The 17,179-nt window shown below is 36.2% G+C and carries 16 protein-coding genes; 9 read left to right on the top strand and 7 right to left on the bottom strand.

Going from position 1 to position 17,179, the window contains the following annotated elements; genetic code table 11:
- Positions 1 to 300 precede the first annotated feature (300 nt).
- Both AC4CUY_RS02510 and AC4CUY_RS02505 read right to left on the bottom strand, forming a co-directional pair.
- Positions 301 to 927, bottom strand: a complete 627-nt coding sequence (locus tag AC4CUY_RS02510; RefSeq protein ID WP_419359075.1) for an FMN-binding negative transcriptional regulator — start codon at positions 925 to 927, stop codon at positions 301 to 303.
- 8 nt (positions 928 to 935) lie between these two features.
- Positions 936 to 1,349, bottom strand: a complete 414-nt coding sequence (locus AC4CUY_RS02505; protein WP_336953391.1) for an ADP-ribosylation/crystallin J1 — start codon at positions 1,347 to 1,349, stop codon at positions 936 to 938.
- 176 nt (positions 1,350 to 1,525) lie between these two features.
- Here AC4CUY_RS02505 and AC4CUY_RS02500 point away from each other — a divergent pair, with 176 nt between their 5' ends.
- The gene (locus AC4CUY_RS02500) at positions 1,526 to 2,020 is read left to right on the top strand and encodes a phosphate-starvation-inducible protein PsiE (RefSeq protein ID WP_490773628.1); all 495 of its coding nucleotides are present in this window, start codon (positions 1,526 to 1,528) and stop codon (positions 2,018 to 2,020) included.
- A gap of 161 nt (positions 2,021 to 2,181) precedes the next feature.
- Here the strand turns inward: AC4CUY_RS02500 and AC4CUY_RS02495 are convergent, their stop codons facing one another.
- Complete coding sequence (locus tag AC4CUY_RS02495; RefSeq protein ID WP_419328087.1) at positions 2,182 to 2,679, bottom strand: RcnB family protein; 498 nt, start codon at positions 2,677 to 2,679, stop codon at positions 2,182 to 2,184.
- Between the two features lie 169 nt (positions 2,680 to 2,848).
- On the opposite strand from AC4CUY_RS02495, the gene AC4CUY_RS02490 reads away from it, so the two are divergent.
- Positions 2,849 to 3,298 (top strand): hypothetical protein, encoded by a 450-nt coding sequence (locus AC4CUY_RS02490; protein WP_336953394.1) that lies wholly within the window; start codon positions 2,849 to 2,851, stop codon positions 3,296 to 3,298.
- 76 nt (positions 3,299 to 3,374) lie between these two features.
- Here AC4CUY_RS02490 and AC4CUY_RS02485 read toward each other — a convergent pair whose 3' ends face one another.
- The 3 genes from AC4CUY_RS02485 to znuD all read right to left on the bottom strand — a co-directional run bounded on the left by AC4CUY_RS02485 (position 3,375) and on the right by znuD (position 8,126).
- Positions 3,375 to 4,121 (bottom strand): hypothetical protein, encoded by a 747-nt coding sequence (locus tag AC4CUY_RS02485; RefSeq protein WP_490773627.1) that lies wholly within the window; start codon positions 4,119 to 4,121, stop codon positions 3,375 to 3,377.
- Between the two features lie 76 nt (positions 4,122 to 4,197).
- The gene (locus tag AC4CUY_RS02480; protein ID WP_490773626.1) at positions 4,198 to 5,661 is read right to left on the bottom strand and encodes a phospholipase D family protein; all 1,464 of its coding nucleotides are present in this window, start codon (positions 5,659 to 5,661) and stop codon (positions 4,198 to 4,200) included.
- A gap of 350 nt (positions 5,662 to 6,011) precedes the next feature.
- Positions 6,012 to 8,126 carry a zinc piracy TonB-dependent receptor ZnuD gene (znuD, locus tag AC4CUY_RS02475; RefSeq protein WP_490773625.1) on the bottom strand — a complete coding sequence of 705 codons (2,115 nt, stop codon included), beginning with the start codon at positions 8,124 to 8,126 and terminating at the stop codon, positions 6,012 to 6,014.
- A gap of 137 nt (positions 8,127 to 8,263) precedes the next feature.
- Between znuD and AC4CUY_RS02470 the strand changes: the two genes are divergently transcribed.
- From AC4CUY_RS02470 to AC4CUY_RS02455, 4 genes are all read left to right on the top strand, one after another.
- Positions 8,264 to 9,025 carry a DUF4184 family protein gene (locus tag AC4CUY_RS02470; RefSeq protein WP_419359072.1) on the top strand — a complete coding sequence of 254 codons (762 nt, stop codon included), beginning with the start codon at positions 8,264 to 8,266 and terminating at the stop codon, positions 9,023 to 9,025.
- A 193-nt stretch (positions 9,026 to 9,218) separates the two neighbouring features.
- Positions 9,219 to 11,003, top strand: a complete 1,785-nt coding sequence (gene aspS / locus AC4CUY_RS02465) for an aspartate--tRNA ligase (RefSeq protein WP_490773624.1) — start codon at positions 9,219 to 9,221, stop codon at positions 11,001 to 11,003.
- A 138-nt stretch (positions 11,004 to 11,141) separates the two neighbouring features.
- Complete coding sequence (locus AC4CUY_RS02460) at positions 11,142 to 11,360, top strand: hypothetical protein (protein ID WP_004723114.1); 219 nt, start codon at positions 11,142 to 11,144, stop codon at positions 11,358 to 11,360.
- Between the two features lie 10 nt (positions 11,361 to 11,370).
- Entirely contained in the window at positions 11,371 to 12,234 is an 864-nt protein-coding gene (locus AC4CUY_RS02455) for a lysophospholipid acyltransferase family protein (protein WP_336953400.1), read from the top strand.
- A 55-nt stretch (positions 12,235 to 12,289) separates the two neighbouring features.
- Here AC4CUY_RS02455 and AC4CUY_RS02450 read toward each other — a convergent pair whose 3' ends face one another.
- On the bottom strand, positions 12,290 to 13,096 hold the full coding sequence (locus AC4CUY_RS02450) for a glycosyltransferase family 25 protein (RefSeq protein WP_336953401.1): 807 nt from the start codon (positions 13,094 to 13,096) through the stop codon (positions 12,290 to 12,292).
- A 141-nt stretch (positions 13,097 to 13,237) separates the two neighbouring features.
- Between AC4CUY_RS02450 and AC4CUY_RS02445 the strand changes: the two genes are divergently transcribed.
- The 3 genes from AC4CUY_RS02445 to AC4CUY_RS02435 are packed head-to-tail and all read left to right on the top strand — an operon-like array spanning position 13,238 to position 17,085.
- On the top strand, positions 13,238 to 14,143 hold the full coding sequence (locus tag AC4CUY_RS02445; RefSeq protein ID WP_336953402.1) for a glycosyltransferase: 906 nt from the start codon (positions 13,238 to 13,240) through the stop codon (positions 14,141 to 14,143).
- A gap of 54 nt (positions 14,144 to 14,197) precedes the next feature.
- A complete protein-coding gene (locus AC4CUY_RS02440) occupies positions 14,198 to 15,115 on the top strand; it encodes a lipopolysaccharide biosynthesis protein (RefSeq protein ID WP_419359071.1) in 918 nt (305 codons plus the stop codon).
- A gap of 38 nt (positions 15,116 to 15,153) precedes the next feature.
- Positions 15,154 to 17,085, top strand: coding sequence for an acyltransferase family protein (locus tag AC4CUY_RS02435; RefSeq protein WP_419359069.1), 1,932 nt, complete (start codon positions 15,154 to 15,156; stop codon positions 17,083 to 17,085).
- The last annotated feature ends 94 nt before the right edge of the window (positions 17,086 to 17,179 follow it).

Genomic DNA, 17,179 nt, shown 5'->3' with positions numbered 1-17,179 from the left:
ATCCTAGATGATTATCCTACCGTGGAGCGACATGGATGTCGCTGTTGGGTGGGAGTACAGGACGTACCCCTCGCCCATGAGCAAAAACAAAGCACTGCTTTGTTTGCAGCGCAAGGTTTGGCATCGCCTACGCAAAGCAATTTAAACTTTGGTTGTAAGATGTGACATTGCAAGCTTTTTATACTCAAACAATTTTATTTTTCCATACAGTTGATTTAATTAAAAATATTAATTAAGAAAAATTATATCGTGTGGCTATAAAAGTTGACCGCAATATAAATCAAGTTGCATCAGAAAATCTTACTTTGGATAAAACTTCCGAATTGATTCAGCCATCTCTGGAGTTTGGGTTTGCAAAGCATTTGCTGCACTTGTGGCATCCACAGCACTGCGATTTTGACTGACTTTAAATTTTCCTAAGATTGAATCTATTTCGATCTCAATCGCCACAATTTTTTCTAATTGCTCTTCGATATAATCATTCGGCGCATCCCCCATTTTCCAAGGTACAATCTGTGGTGCTTCATGCTGACGTGTCAATCGCGCCAAAATACCCCGCAAATATTTTTCATCATCTATTTTTCGAATTGTTCCCTTCACATGCACAACACGATAATTCCATGTCGGTACTTCCCGATGATGCTCAAATTTTCCTAGATACCAATTCGGTGAAATATAACTTTGCTCAGCATGGAAAATCACATAAGCCGATTCAACCTGTTCTAACAAGTTAAATAAAGGATTGGCTTTGGCGATATGTCCACGTAACAATCCAGACTTGCCAGCTGAACGATCCAATTCAAAAGGAATATGATTCGCTTCAATTTCACCGTCATAAGTAACCATCAAACTTCCCAATGGATTCTGTTCAATTAAATCGAAAAGTTCAGTGAGATTCTCTTGTTTAAAATGAGTAGGAAGATACATGTTTTTTCCTAATACTCTTTCGAGCCATCTGGGCTGGTTTTAAATATTTCAGGTAATTCAGCATTTTCAGTAAAAGCTTCACCTTTAAAAATATTAACCACTTCAATTTCCCCTATAATTTGCTGATTAAACTCGTCTAGTCGCTCAGCTGGGATCCATAACTCCTGACAAAAATCATCACCAACCGTATGTACTTCAAACTGAGCCAGATACTCATCATTCAATTCAAACCGTGTGACATAGCCAATATAACCACTTGCTTGATCTTTGGTATTCCAATCTAAAGCAATTTTTTCAGCATACTTCTGATTTAAAACAGGATAGAAAATAGGTTGCCAATACAATCTTGGTGGGAAATTTTTAAAGCCACTCTTTTCAATTAATTGATATTCAAAAAGTCCAATTGGTCGGTACAAATACATTGTTATTCCTTTAATTGTATTGAAAATAATCTATCTATAGACTAATCAGGTGAAATGATCAATTTCTTAATTAAATAGTTGTTATTTATTCGCCATAAACATTTTACTTCACTTTTCATGTGCATGAAATTTGCATAGTGTTTAATGATAAAGAACACACGCAAATGGAGGATGTTATGAATAAAGATCCACGTATAGAAAAAATAGAAAACTTCCTCGATAAATTGGGCAATATTGCAGTAGAAGCATTTCATTATATTGCGTTGTTTATCATTGGCTGTATGATCGCTTGGTCAGCGGTACATACAATTATTGAAATTTTAACCATGAAACAATACGCCAGTATTGATGATATTTTGTTGTTATTCATCTATTTGGAATTAGGCGCAATGGTGGGGATCTATTTTAAGACCAATCACATGCCTGTACGTTTCTTAATCTATATCGCAATCACCGCACTCACGCGATTACTAATTTCAGATATTCAGCATGACCATAAAGCCGATATGGATTTAGTGATTATCACAGGGTCAGTTTTAATCTTAGCCATTGCAATTTTGATCGTGAGATATGCTTCTTGGACATATCCTTCTGTTATTCGTGATAAGCACACTGAAAAATCATTACCACACGGTAAAACACCGCGACCAGAAGACGATGAGTTGGCTTAGTCTGCCCCCTCTCCTCTTAATCTAAACCTAAGCCCTTCTTCCTAAGCAAAATCAAAACAATACTTTATTGGAGCGCAAAACAACAAGGAGAAGGGGCTTTTTAATATGTTAAAACTCTTGTACGCATTCATATTGATCATAATGACGTTTTTAAATCATGTTCAACGATTATTAGGCACTTGTAAATAACGACCATTTTGGAAAATCCAATGCATACCAACCTGAGGATCAGGTAAACCATAACGGCGCCAATCACTAATTAAGGTGTATTGTGAGCTTTCTATATGACCGCCCTCTCCATTTACATAACCATAGCTAGTACCGGAATACTCAGTCTGAGTTGGAAACTGGTGATTATAAATAATCGTCACACCATTTTGTGGTGGGTAACTTGGATATGGGGCATTTGGATGCGGATAGGGCCTATTTGGATAACTTGGGTACGTTGGATAGGAATGCTGGTATTGAGGTCGAACAGGAATCTCCTGTGACATTTGGCGGCCATATTGATCTGTATATTTATAGGTCGTTGTTGGATATTTTTTTTGAGGCCGCTCAACACTGCGATAATTCGCCCAATCTTTAGCGTCTGCCCATGTCATTGTTGAAGTTGCTGAAAGCATCAACATCAAGACACTTAAACTGAGTATCTGTTTCATTTCAACCTCCAAACTTGAACGTATACACAACAGCTTAATATATCATTCAAGATAAATAATGGATGAATTGCAGTCAAAATTTAATCTTCTTTATTGTTTATACATCAACTTAGGTAAATTCTGACATCAATCTGATAAAATATAATTTTAATCTGATGAGTGCTGTATTGTGGCTGAACTGAGCTTTGACCGTTTACATCAATTTTTTTGCAAAATCCCAAGTGTGCAAGAAGCATTTATTGATAGCTATGGTTCAGATGGCAAACAAGCATGGTGGTTTAAATTTCAAATCAATATTGACCACCCTTTAGCCTGGCAAACTGTGCAAGAACTTGGTCACGTTTTAAATTATATTTCTAAAAATGAACGTCTTCCGACTCAGTTTTTACCCGTATCTCCTCCTCCGTATATGAATGGTGAGGCGAAACAATTTTTAGCTTGGGTGATTCAATGTAACCATGCAGATTTTTCACCTGATGTGGTGTGTGACTGGTTAGAGGCACGTCTCCCAAAACCTGTAGATGATGAAAGCCAATGGAAAATCAAAACTGATTTACATGAGTTAGATCATATTTCAAATAAAGATTTGGATGAGTTAGTTCCACCAAATCCGCAGTAATTCAATCTACATGAATCTCAAAAATTTAGAATTATGCGGTAAGAAGCTCAAATATCGACTTGAGCTTCTTACTCACTTATATTTTTAATTTATTTTGCAAATGCAGTACTTCTGCTTTCAACCAATTGAAATACCAACTATCAAATTTTTGTCTACTTCCACTCTCATCCAATATAGGCGCAATCCCACCCCATAGATCTCGAGAATCGATCCATATCTCACCTTTTGATGGTCCATTAATGACTAAAAAATAATATTCACCACAACCAATACCACAAATAGGCAAAATCCCATTGAGTTCAAAGTTTTCATAATACTGATCACGTGGATTTTCACCATGATGCTGAATAAATCTTTCAAACTCTTCGGTTGTTGGTTCGATGCGCTGAAATAATTTATCTCTAAATTTAGTATTATACTTTTCTAACCACTGGTTAAACTGCTCAGCAAGTTCCTCCCAATTTTCCAAATTATATGCATCGACAAATGGAAATGGTGTTTGCAGGTCAATTAAAATATCCCCCAAAATTAGACATTGGTCCTTATGGAATATTACTTTTAAAATTCCCAGATCAGGTCCTATCCCAGCACTTTCCCAGGTATCCCCTGTACCATTACCAATTTCAGTTAAAAATCTTTTATATTCAATTGGTATTTCAACTTGATTGAGTGTTTCAAACTTAAAGAGCATGTCAATGTCAACCTGAGTGGCTAACGATTTAAAAATTAAATCTTTTTGCTGAAGCGATAATTGTTCTTTTTCAACAAACTTTTCTATCAACTGCTGATAAATATTTAAGTATATTTTTATTGTTTCAATCATTTACTCTAACTCTGCTTATCTTTTTCTTATCCACCTAGACTCCCTCATTGATAAAGGAATCTAGGCAAAATAAATACTAAAACGTCGACAAACCACTCCATTCCATAAAACGGTAAACCCCGTATTTAAGTTTTGACTCATCAGCGTATTTGCTGTAATCCACACTCATTTGACGACCATTTAAGTTTGACCAAGCCGTATTAAAATACTGTTCAGCATCGATAAAGACTTGTTGTTGTGGATTGCCAACCACGCGTAAATCAGTTTCCAAATTATAATTTTTTAAATTACGTGCGGTAAAGTTGGCAGAACCTAAAATCATTTCCGCAGATTGCGCATTATGCTTTACGATCATCTTACTATGGCACTGCTCACCTTGGGTATTACACCAACGCACATCAATTCCTGCGTCATTTAACTCTGAAGCCACTTGACGGTTTGGGATACCATTTTTTTGACGACCAAATGCATCTTTATTGGGATCAAGCAAGATACGTAATTTCACTCCACGTTGCTTGGCAGCAACTAAACCTTTAATAATTTGGCGCTCTGACAAATAAAATATGGCTAAATCAATTTGATCATTGGCTTTTGCTGACGCCAACATGTTTAAGACTGCATCATAAATTGCTTTTTCAGTGAGTACTTGAACCTGAGGATCATTCGGATTTTCAGGTAGTTTGCCAAAGGCAACAAAAGGCGTATCTCCTCCCGACATATGCGCGACGGTTTGTTCAGTATTTAAAATATCTGTTGCAGTTGCCCCGTCAACCATTAATGCAATGTTAGAGTGACGTGAACTACCATCATGAGGATTGGCGGATGTGACGATGGTTTTCCAACCTTCCGCTGTATCGACCACGATGGTTTTACGATGATTGGCTTTAAAATTAAATAAATTTAAATAACTACGGACTGTAATTTTTTCTTTACCAAATGGATTATTCAGCCAGCCTTTATTTGGATTATTGCCAATATCCTGACAACATAAATACCATATTCCAGACCAAGTAGGATTAGATGCGCGGAGTGGTGTTAAATTCGTTTCAATCACATCAATACCGCCTAAACGTAATTGACGATATTGTTCAGGCTGAATTCCACCATAAACAGAATTGATAGGATCGGTAATAAACTTAATTTCTAAGCTTGGGTTTACAATTTTTTCATTAATCAAGGCTTGGGTTAATTGCTTGGTTAATTCTCGTTGCTGAACTTTAGAATCGCCGACTTCACTGTTAAATAGAAACATATCGATCACAATGGTAGTCTTGGCTTGCTTAATCAGCTGTAACACTTGATCAAAGATATGTTGATCAAGTTGCTGCTTCCCTTGCGCATCAATATAAGTTTCATCGGCAATAAATTTTACATTGGCATGACGCAATGGTCCGGTAAAATTCAGCCCTTTAGGAAGCGGTTTATAAACATGATAAATCGCAGATGAGAGATATCCTAAGGCCAATATGCCGATAATAATGCCGAAATAACGACGTTTTGACCAATTCAGTTTGTTTTGAATTTTATTGAAGATACGCATAAGAAAAGACCTAGACCAATTTAGGATCTATCAACATTTCATATATAACTTGCGTTGTCGGCTAAAATTGAGCAAACGAGGCATGAAATGAAGAGAATAGCGAGACTATTTTCAAGTTTCATAACGATGTTTGAGATAATTTTAACCACAACCCTTGAGGGACTAGAGTGTTTTTTGATGCTACATCGTTATGACCTACTCATTTAGATCACTAAATTTCATAGATCATGCCTTGTATCCTCTAAAAAACACTCGTTGTCGCAAATACAGATGAAGTATTGGCAGACCCTTAGAGCCTAGGTCGAATTCCTTTATTTTTCAATAAAGATTTGGTGAATGATTGCAAATAATTAGAACTTATAGTCCATACCTATGACAAAGTTACGTCCAATTTGTGGAATATTCGATAAGAAAGAAGTGTGTTCATAAATCTTCTCGTCCAACAGGTTGTTGGCTTTAAAGAATACTTTCGCTTCTTGTTTGTTGGCCAAAGGATATTGATAAGCAACACCTAGGTTCACCATGTTATAACCTTTGGTTTCTTGTTCATAAGACGCAAATTTATCTTGGTTAAACACATGTGAATATTCTGCTAAACCAGACCAACGCTCATCAAACTCAGCATTTACACGAGCGCCTAAACGACCAGCAGGAACACGTGGTGCATTTTCATCTTCAATTTTACCGCGTACATAGTCACCAAACAGGCTGGTTTTATACACATCATTCCACTGATAAGCGACTTCACCTTCTGTCCCGTAGAACTTGGCTTTATCTTGACTGTATTTGATCAAACGGAAGTTTTCGTATTGATCCAAAGTTTTGGCATAAATATAGTTATCAAACCAATTTTGATAGACATGTACATGATAGCTCAACTTGTCATTGTCATAATGAAGACCTAATTCCACATTGTTTGACTTCTCTTTATTTAAGTCTTGATTGCCCAGTTCATAAGTATTGGTCGCATAATGCTTTCCATCAGCATAAAGTTCTTGTGCTAAAGGCAATCGCTCTTGATGAGAACCCGTTAAAGAGAGCGTGTAATTTGGTGCAAATGCCCAATTCACAGCACCAGAATATGAGAATGCATTACCATCAAAGTCTTTTTGAGCTGAATCAACATCCACTGTTTGATGATCAAAACGAGTCCCTAATTCCACATGAAAATCACCAAATTGGCGATGCTCTAAGCCAAATACACTATATTTTTGGGTTTTATTTGGCGCAAGAACCGCTTCTTCACCTGTGATATCTAATTTTTGCTGGCTGGCTTGAACACCCCACACGCCTTCCCAAGCAGCAATCGGATTGTGTAACAACTCAACACGACCTTCATAACCTTTGCTCTTGAAGGTTGTCATTGGTGTACTTCCTTCAATTTCATCATGTTGATAGTCGGTATAACTTGCTTGTGCACGAAGTTTTTTAAAGCCAGCAAAAGGTTCATTGAGCTCAGAACGAAAATCATAACGTTCTGTTTTCATATCAATCCATGGCCCTGCTTCAGCATGATCATGCTCTTCCTCACCATGCCCATGTCCATGTCCTTCATCATGGTCATGGCCTGCATGATCATCATCGTGCCCACCACAGTGGAGTGATAAACCATGTAAATGGCATGACTCATATTCATGACTATGTCCAGGTAAACCGTATTGATCTTGGCGGTTGCTATAAGACACACCCGCAAAACCACGTTCACCGATCCAAGATAAGCCCACATTTACATTTTCAGACTCTGAAAATGTATTGCCAACTCGACGCTCTTTTGTACTATGTGCATGATCACCATGTTCTTCTGTTACGATATAGTTCGGGGTAATGTAATCATTGGCATCACGTTTTAAACCTTCTACACGTAATGCAACATTTGAACCTAATCCAACAGTCACCCCAGCATTTGCCATTTTTTCATCGTTGCCCGTGTTATAACGCAGACCAACATTGCCTTCATAACCATTTTCAGGCATCGCTGTCGGAATCTTGCTGTCAACCACATTGACTAAGCCACCCACAGACCCAGCCCCATATAATAATGTTGATGGTCCACGAATAACTTCAATTTTTTGTGCAAGTTGCGGATCTACAGTGACAGCATGATCTGGTGACAAGCTTGAAACATCCATGGTTTCTGTTGCATTCTGAGTCACTTTAACCCGCGCACCCTCTTGCCCACGAATTACAGGACGACTTGAGCCAGCCCCAAATGTATTGGAATAAATCCCTAGTTCATCTTTGAGTGCTTCGCCTAAGGTCGTGCCAGCCTGTTGTAGTTTTTCACGTGAAACAGTTTCATCTGCAACACCAAAATCTTGGCTTGAACGGACCAAGGGATGCCCAACAACTGTAATGGTCTCTAATTGTTGTGGATTTTTTGCAGTATTGATTTGATCTTCCGCCCAAATAGAAGTTGAAATAACTGCAGAAATGGAAAGTGTTAGGGCGCTTTTGGTAAAAGACATGGGATGCTCTCAAAGCTCAGTATTTTTGAATTACGTTATATTATAACATTTCAATATTTTTGCAATAAAAAACATTTGCTCTTTGGCTTTTTATATAGAATCAGATCAAAACCATTGCTTAACTTTTTAATATCCTAATGCCCTTCACACTTTCACATGCTATTTTAGCGCCGCCTTTGTCCAAACTTTCAGGAAATCGCTTACCGATTGCTGCACTCGCAATTGGCACAATGACACCAGATTTGTATAGAGTATTGGTTAAAACTGAAATTTATTTAAATCATCAATTCAAAGGAATCATCTATCCAGATTTATTGGTGGGATTATTGTTCTGCTTGCTTTGGTATAGTTTATATCGCCCATTATTATTTAAGTTTTTAGGCATTCAAAAACCATTAAACATTGCTTCTTTTTCAAATTTTTTTCAATTTCTAATTTGGATAGTGTTGGCGATTATCTTAGGTACAGCAACTCATATTATTTGGGACGGTTTAACCCATTTAGATTTTCGAACTTTCGCTTTTAAAGAGTTTTTAGCCCAACCTGTCAGTATGTTTGATCGTATTTATCCTATGCATAAAGTCCTACAAATCGGCTGTTCTGTTGTGGCTTTACCGTTTTTAATGTGGATGGGGTTACATTACTTTTTTAAATATAAAGTCAATCAAATACGAAATCCTAAAATACAAATATTCTGTATAGCCTTATTTACAACCTCTTTTTTTAGCGGTTGCATTTATTATGTTTACATTGCCAAAATCACAGGATTAGCTCCTCAAGACACTGATTTGTATGTACTGATTGGTTTCTTTATGAAAACCTTTACTCAAGCTTCTGTTCTTTGTTTTACTTTTGGCTGTCTACTATTTCATTATTTAAATTATAAAAAATATTTTTAATGATGCTCTATTTGCCGATTGAGTCACTTAAACTTTCTCGGAATTAGCTTAAATTTATTCTGCAATGTGGTAGTTTTTGCCCCAAGTCCTTGTGACTCACCTCTCAAAGAGGCATAATCTCACATTACATTTTTAGGCGATGCGCTGTTTACGTACTCGCTTCCTTAACCCATATAGTTGGATTTTTAACGCTATGATGCGAACTCATTATTGCGGTTCTTTAACCGAAGCTCAAATTGACCAGACTGTAACGCTTTGTGGCTGGGTACATCGTCGTCGTGACCACGGTGGAGTGATTTTCCTTGATATGCGTGATCGTGATGGTCTCGTTCAAGTCGTCATCGATCCTGATACTCCAGAAGCATTTGCAACTGCGGATAAAGCACGTTCAGAATATGTATTAAAAATTGTAGGACGTGTACGTCGTCGCTATGAAGGCACCGAAAATGCCAATATGGTGAGTGGTCAAATCGAAGTTTTAGGTAAAGAAATCGAAGTTCTTGCTGCATCTGAAACTCCACCATTCCCATTGAATGATGAAAATGCCAATATTTCTGAAGAAATCCGTCTGAAATATCGTTTCCTCGATATTCGTCGTCCAGAAATGATTGACCGTTTACGTTTCCGCTCTAAAGTGACCACGTTAATTCGTAACTACTTAGATGAAAACGGCTTCTTGGATGTTGAAACACCCATTTTGACACGTGCAACACCTGAAGGTGCGCGTGACTATTTAGTGCCTAGCCGTGTTTCAAATGGTAGCTTTTATGCGCTCCCTCAATCACCACAATTGTTTAAACAATTGTTGATGGTTGGTGGTGTAGATCGTTATTACCAAATCGCAAAATGTTTCCGTGACGAAGACTTACGTGCCGATCGTCAACCTGAATTTACTCAAATCGACATCGAAACATCGTTCTTAAACGATGACGATATTATGGATTTGATGGAAGGCATGACCGTTAAGATGTTCAATGAACTTCTTGGTGTGAAATTCGACAAATTCCAGCGCATGACTTATGCCGATGCAATGCGTGATTATGCATCTGACAAACCAGACTTACGTATTCCTTTGAAACTTGTAGACGTTGCGGACATGATGCAAGACGTTGAGTTCAAAGTATTTGCAGGCCCAGCAAAAGATCCTAAAGGTCGTATTGTGGCACTTCGTGTACCTGGTGCAGGCTCATTGCCACGTAGCCAAATCGATGAATACACTAAATTCGTTGGAATTTATGGGGCGAAAGGCTTAGCTTATATTAAAGTCAACGAACTTGAAAAAGGCATCGAAGGTCTTCAATCTCCAATCGTTAAATTCATCGAACCAATCGTGCTTGATTTGTTAAAGCGTGTTGGTGCTGAAAACGGTGACATCGTATTCTTTGGTGCAGATAAAGCCAAAGTTGTAAATGATGCAATGGGTGCTTTACGTATCAAGATCGGTCATGACATGAACATGTCAACAACCGAGTGGGCGCCACTTTGGGTCGTAGACTTCCCAATGTTCGAAGAAACTGATGATGGTAAATGGACATCTGTTCACCACCCGTTCACACTTCCAAAATCAAGTGTTGAAGAAGTGAAAAGCAATCCTGGTGCAGCACTTTCTGTTGCTTACGATATGGTATTGAATGGTACCGAAATCGGTGGTGGTTCATTGCGTATCTACACTTTAGAAATGCAAAAAGCAATTTTTGAAGCTTTAGGTATTGGCGAAGAAGAAGCTGAAGAAAAATTCAGTTTCTTATTAAATGCTTTAAAATTCGGTGCACCGCCTCATGGTGGTTTAGCATTCGGTCTAGACCGTTTAGTGATGTTGATGACAGGTTCATCATCTATCCGTGACGTGATTGCTTTCCCGAAAACCAAAACTGCTGAGTGTCCATTAACTCAAGCACCTGCACCAGTTGAACCAAATCAATTGCGTGACTTGGGTATTCGTTTACGCGAAAAACCGAAAACTGAAGAATCTAAATAATTTTTAATTGTTTCATCAAAAACCCTGCTTTATGCAGGGTTTTCTGTTTTTCATATGCATTTTATTTCGATAGGTTCTAATTGAGATAAGTTCTCATAAATGGCATACTATCGCTGTTAACTTTTGAGGTGAAAACCTATGGCTATGCGACCTAATGTACTTCGTCATACAATTATTATCATTGTATTTTCAGTGGTTCAATGGGGATTTATGCGTTATATCCTAAGCCATCAGTTGTTTAATTTAGATACTTATCAACGTATTCTATATTTCAGCATGAGCAGTTTTATTGCTGGTTTCTTTATTATTTCAGCACTAATTTATTTGGTGTTGAAAGGCAATGCTGATCGCGACTAATATTAATTAAATGTATAAGCTACTTAAAACTTTCTCTCGATTACCTCTAGGGATGATACAAAGTATTGCTAGAGGTGTGGGGAATTTATTGTTTATGAGTAATTCTTCAGCAAAACGTACCACTGCATTGAATTTAACAGCAGCGTATCCCGAGCTTGATGAACAACAACGCAATCAACTGATTAAGGCCAGTTTAAAAAGCCAATGTATGACTTATGCAGAGTCAATTAAAATTTGGGGATCTTCTCCAGAATTCGCCTTAGCCCAAATTAAACAGGTTTATAATGCTGATATTTTTCTCAATGCCTTGAAGAATCCCAATGGCTGTATTGGTGTGGTACCCCATTTTGGAGCATGGGAGCTCATGAATGCGTGGATCAACCAACATACTCATCCTGTTATCATGTATAAACCAAGTAGAGATAAAGACTTAGATCGATTTATGTTAGAGTCTCGCCAACGCTTAAATGCAACATTAGTACCCACTGATGATACTGGTGTACGGGCCTTATTTAAACATTTAAAACAAGGTGGATTTACTGCCATCCTTCCCGACCATATCCCCAAAGAGTCTGGCGGTATTTATTCTGAGTTTTATGGGCAAAAAGCATTTTCATCAACTTTACTTTCAAAGCTTGCTGCAAAAACCCAATGTTCCGTCGTGGGTTTAACTTGTGTTCGCCGCTCTGATTTCTCAGGTTTTGATTTACATTTTACCGCACTATCACAAAATATTAATTCTAAAGATTTACAGCTTTCAGTCGATACCTTGAATAAAGAAATGGAACGAATGATTAGTATTGCTCCTGAACAGTATTTATGGGGCTATAAACGATTTAGGAAATTAGAGGGTGGCAGGAATTTGTATAAATAAGCAAATTCATGTCCACCACACAGAACTTCAAAAATTAACAGCTAAAACATTAGTTTCAACGAAATTTTATTTTCACAGTCCGAATGCCTTGTCTAAATTTTGCCAGCTTAATCATCATTTTTTGAATTTGTCTAATAACTCTTGAACATTCTTTTTTCAATTTATCACTAAATTTCAATTTTTTCTTTTTCAGATACTTCCCTTTTCTAATATTTCTAACTTCTTCCAAGGCACTTGGAAACTGTGTATTACCATTCGTCAATATCATATCCTGAATACACAATGCGGGGCTAAGCTGATACACTTCTAGCTCTGGGCACTCTCTAAACAAAAAATGATCCACAGGGATTAATGCTTTCGATTCAACAATAAAATTCAGCAATTTTTTTGCTACATCTTGCGATATGATATATCCGCCACATCCCATATGCGCTTCACGTAATAACAATAGCTTACGGGCATCGGGAGCCGAGAGATTATGTTGTTTTAACGCCACACCAATTTTTTTATAAAAGACCTCTAACTTAATCACAGAACATTCTTTTGGAATCCATACATCATCCAATAAAAAATCTTTTGCATGATCACCTAAATAGATATCATCTTCAAATATTGCAATATAATCGAGTTGCTCATCTATTGCTTTTTTCCATAACAGCATATGACTCAGCAAGCAACCGACTTCATTTTGGTGTAAAGCTGTTGTATACCCGACCAGGCCAAGTTTAGATGTCGCGATGTCTATATTCACAGGCGTAATCGCATCAAAAAATTCAAAATCTACTTCTTGTTTTGTAAATTCAGCTACAATATGCTTACGGCGCTCTTGAGCAGTTGATAAACTAATGACAAATTTTTTCATAAAAACTCTTACAACAATTACTCATAAATTTAATTTTGAGATCGACTCCACGATAAAGATCAATGTTCATTTAAATTAATCGCATTTAGCGATATACTATACGGCACCACTCTAATAAATGTGATTTGGGGGCTATAAATAATGATTAGTGAAAACATTAAAATTTTTGTAGGTTGCGATCCAAATAACTGTGATCTTGAACAACTCATGGTATTAGAACATAGTGTTCGTAAACATACACAGCATAATGTTGAATTTATTTGGATGCAACTTAGTCATGACATAAATAGTCCGTGGTATAGCGACCAAGAAACAGGTAATGGATGGTCTACAGAAAAATGGGCAACACCTTTTTCTGGTTTCCGTTGGGCAATACCTGAGTTATGTAATTTCACAGGTCGCGCAATTTATATGGATGCTGATGTGGTCGTACTCTGTGATATTGCAGAACTTTGGTCACACCCTATGAATAATGATGCAATCGTTATCGCTAAAGGCGGAAAAAGTACAGCGCGTTTATGTACTTGTGTATGGGATTGTGAGAAAGCCAAACAATACCTCCCACCACTTGACGAAATCCGCACTAATCCAGAGAGTCATAAAAATTTAATGCGTCTTATCAAAGACAAGCCTCAATTAGTTGAACCTTATCAAGATTCTTATAATAATATTGATGGTGAAGACTTAGCGATTGAACAAATCAAGGTATTACACTACTCGGACATGGGAACTCAATTTAGTCATAAATATGCAATTCCACGTCTTGCTAAAGCGAATCAAAAACATTGGTTTGATGGCAAAATAATGCCTCATCCTCGCCAAGATTTGGTTGAGTTATTTGATCAATATTATGCGGAAGCACTAGAGCTTGGCTATAAACCTGAAAATTATTTAATTGAACCTTTTGGAACTTTTTCAAAAGCAACTCAAATTAACTACCAAGGGAATAAAGTGACTCGCCCAGACCAAGAAACCAATTGGTTGAGTAAGCAAATCCGAAAAATTAAAGCTAAATTTAAAAAGCCCACATTTACTTTAGATGGATAAATTGTCGAATAGACATTTTATCCATCTTCAATCCTTTTCTCATTACGACTCTATATGAACCATAAAACACCAAAATCGATTCAATTATTCTTTTCAAATTTTGTTTTAAGAAATATCTATAAATTTATTTATAAACATAGCCATCCTAAAACACATCGACATAATCGTAAATACTGGCCTTATTATTCCGTTAAAAGGAATGAACTTGGTGGAATTGATCAGGTGTATTTTCGTAAGAAACTCATTGCTGACAATTCAGTTATGCCTACACGCTCTTGTAAAAAAAGCATGCTGGTTGCAACTGGTCCTTCCGTTCAGAAATGCCCAGAAGATGTTTTTAAAAGACAAGATATAGATTATATCGGAATTAATGGTTCAATCTCATTGGACTATGTTCAATTTAAATATTATGTCATTATCGACTTTAATTTTACTAAAAATCGTTTTGATTTAGTACTCAAAGTACTTCAAAGTCAATGTACTTTTTTCACCACTCATCGCTGTCTAGACATCATTCTAAGAAGAATCAATCCTGACCAAATTAAATGTCAGATCAAAGTCATTGAAACGATTACGGATGGTGTAACTGAGCGATTTTTAGGTCCCCGTCTCACTATTAATCCCCATCAAGACTATTTTTATTTAGAAGATGGTAAAGGATTTTCTCTGCATATTCGTGATTCTATTTTTGATTATTTCACAGTGTCATATGTCGCATTACAAATTATTTATTCTCTGTCTTATGAAGAAATTTATTTAGCAGGTTTAGATATGAATAACTTTAATCAACCACGTTTTTATGAAAAAAGCGGTAACAAACAACCAACGATGCTTGACCAATACTTAACGGAAATATTTCCAGCATTTGAGGCCGCTTCTCACTATTTAAACAAGCAGAATATTAAAGTTTACAATCTTTCACTGAAAAGTGCGATAGAGTCTTTTGAGAAATTAGATCCAAAGCTTTTATAAAGTTTTGGATTCACCTTAGCTCTTAATTTGTTTTTAATATGCAAACCAAAAATTTCCGTGATGATATCAACGGGCTTCGCGCCTATGCTGTAATACTTGTTGTTCTATTCCATTTTGGGGTTTCAGGATTTTCTGCTGGATTCTTAGGTGTCGATGTTTTCTTTGTTATTTCTGGTTATCTAATGACCAAAATCATTATTGAGAACCTTGAAAAAAATAGTTTTTCTTTTATAAACTTTTATTTAGCAAGAATCACACGAATTTTTCCTGCACTTTTCTTTGTCATCTTAATCATGACAATTTGCGGATGGTTTTTTTTCATCCCAGAAGACTTCAAACTGTTTGCTAAAGATGCAAAATATAGTCTAAGTTTTTTATCTAATGACTTATATTATCGTCAAGCAGGTGATTATTTTGCAGTAAGTTCTCATGATAAGGCCTTACTTCATACATGGTCTTTATCAGTAGAATGGCAATTTTATATATTATTTCCTATTCTTGTTTATTTATATTTTAAAATTATTCAAAATAAAAAATTCTTAGGAATATTTTTAATTTTATTATGTATTTCATCTTTAAGCTTCTCAATTTATATCTCTTCTAAAGACTCAATCTATGCTTTTTTTAAGCTCACCTCTCGTGCTTGGGAGTTGCTTGCGGGTGGCTTGGCTTATTATTATTTTAGAACATATACGCCAACTCAACCCATAAAATATTTTTTTGAACTTGTTGGTTTTTCATTCATTGCACTAAGCTTAGTCCTGTTTGGTCAAGATACAATCTGGCCAAGTTATAACGCATTAGTTCCTGTAATTGGAACGATGCTTATTCTTATTGCTAACCAACAAAATTCAGTTTTCACCAAATTTAAATTTATTCAAAATATAGGCAGTGCTTCTTACTCTATTTATTTGTGGCATTGGCCAGTTGCCTTTTTACTTGGATATTTTTTCTTTGAAAAAAACATAGTCAATATTAGTCTAGGGATTCTGATCTCTTTTATTTTAGGCTGGTTAAGCTATAAATATATTGAAAGTTCAAGAAAATATTTAGTCAGTATTAAGGTATATTACTGCTATTTATTATTCTTTATCATCCTGATTTCTTCATCCGCACTCTATTCATATATAAATAAAGACGGTTTAAAAAATCGTGCCGATTCACTCTATTTAAAACACAATGAAAAACTTGAAATGCCAAAGGTTTCCAATGGCTGGTGTTTTTATAATATTAAAGATGATCACAGCCTTAAGGTAGGTCAACAAGGACTTGAATGTCATATTGGATCGAAACAAACTGATGCTCAAAAAGTACTTTTATTTGGTGATTCTTTTGCTGGACATAATATTCCCTTTTGGCATTATCTGGGTAAAAAACTCAACTTAAATATCCATGCAATTACTACAAATTGGTGTTATCCAAGTACGGATGATCAATTCACAGGGGATAAGAATTCAACGGCCTACCAGCAATGTATGATTAATCGAAATTACTTAAAAAACAATATAGATCGATATAGTGTATTAATTTTTGCAGGTCGCTGGTCCGATATTGTGCAACAGCATCAAGAACAAAGTTTTAAAAATTTGCTCGAACTAGCGAATCAATCACATAAGAAAGTGATTGTAATGTCTGAGCCTTATGCATTTGATGCAAACATTAGCATGTTATACAAACGGTCATTGTGGTTACATCGAAATTTCAATCTAAATAGTTATTTTGATAATGTTAAAGCTAAACAGCAAAAAAATGCTTCACGGCTCATTACAGATACGACTCAGCACTATCCAAATACGTTATTGCTCACTCAAGCAGATTTGTTTAAACCAAATCATATGGCAAAAGAAAGTATTCCTTACTCTTTGGATGGTCGCCATTTATCTGTTTTTGGTTCATTGTCCTCTGAAGAGTATTTTACTCAACAGCCTAAATATAAAGTACTTAAACAGTTTTTATCTACTTCAAACTAGTTAAAAATTTGGGTCAGCTAGGATTTTAGTCTAAATAAGCTTTGATTTCAGAAAAGAGATCAAAGCTTATTTTTTAACATGATTGAATGAGTTC

The sequence above is a fragment of the Acinetobacter sp. 778_lipA genome (assembly GCF_058242985.1).
The sequence above is the reverse complement of the archived record's forward strand: the minus strand, read 5'-3'. Positions and strand labels throughout refer to the sequence as shown.

Coding starts and splice junctions, on each gene's coding strand:
- aspS (WP_490773624.1), top strand. CDS start 9,219: ATGATGCGAACTCATTATTGCGGTTCTTTAACCGAAGCTCAAATTGAC.
- AC4CUY_RS02485 (WP_490773627.1), bottom strand. CDS start 4,121: ATGATTGAAACAATAAAAATATACTTAAATATTTATCAGCAGTTGATA.
- AC4CUY_RS02435 (WP_419359069.1), top strand. CDS start 15,154: ATGCAAACCAAAAATTTCCGTGATGATATCAACGGGCTTCGCGCCTAT.
- AC4CUY_RS02510 (WP_419359075.1), bottom strand. CDS start 927: ATGTATCTTCCTACTCATTTTAAACAAGAGAATCTCACTGAACTTTTC.
- AC4CUY_RS02440 (WP_419359071.1), top strand. CDS start 14,198: ATGAACCATAAAACACCAAAATCGATTCAATTATTCTTTTCAAATTTT.
- AC4CUY_RS02470 (WP_419359072.1), top strand. CDS start 8,264: ATGCCCTTCACACTTTCACATGCTATTTTAGCGCCGCCTTTGTCCAAA.
- znuD (WP_490773625.1), bottom strand. CDS start 8,126: ATGTCTTTTACCAAAAGCGCCCTAACACTTTCCATTTCTGCAGTTATT.
- AC4CUY_RS02495 (WP_419328087.1), bottom strand. CDS start 2,679: ATGAAACAGATACTCAGTTTAAGTGTCTTGATGTTGATGCTTTCAGCA.
- AC4CUY_RS02455 (WP_336953400.1), top strand. CDS start 11,371: ATGTATAAGCTACTTAAAACTTTCTCTCGATTACCTCTAGGGATGATA.
- AC4CUY_RS02460 (WP_004723114.1), top strand. CDS start 11,142: ATGGCTATGCGACCTAATGTACTTCGTCATACAATTATTATCATTGTA.
- AC4CUY_RS02505 (WP_336953391.1), bottom strand. CDS start 1,349: ATGTATTTGTACCGACCAATTGGACTTTTTGAATATCAATTAATTGAA.
- AC4CUY_RS02500 (WP_490773628.1), top strand. CDS start 1,526: ATGAATAAAGATCCACGTATAGAAAAAATAGAAAACTTCCTCGATAAA.
- AC4CUY_RS02480 (WP_490773626.1), bottom strand. CDS start 5,661: ATGCGTATCTTCAATAAAATTCAAAACAAACTGAATTGGTCAAAACGT.
- AC4CUY_RS02445 (WP_336953402.1), top strand. CDS start 13,238: ATGATTAGTGAAAACATTAAAATTTTTGTAGGTTGCGATCCAAATAAC.
- AC4CUY_RS02450 (WP_336953401.1), bottom strand. CDS start 13,096: ATGAAAAAATTTGTCATTAGTTTATCAACTGCTCAAGAGCGCCGTAAG.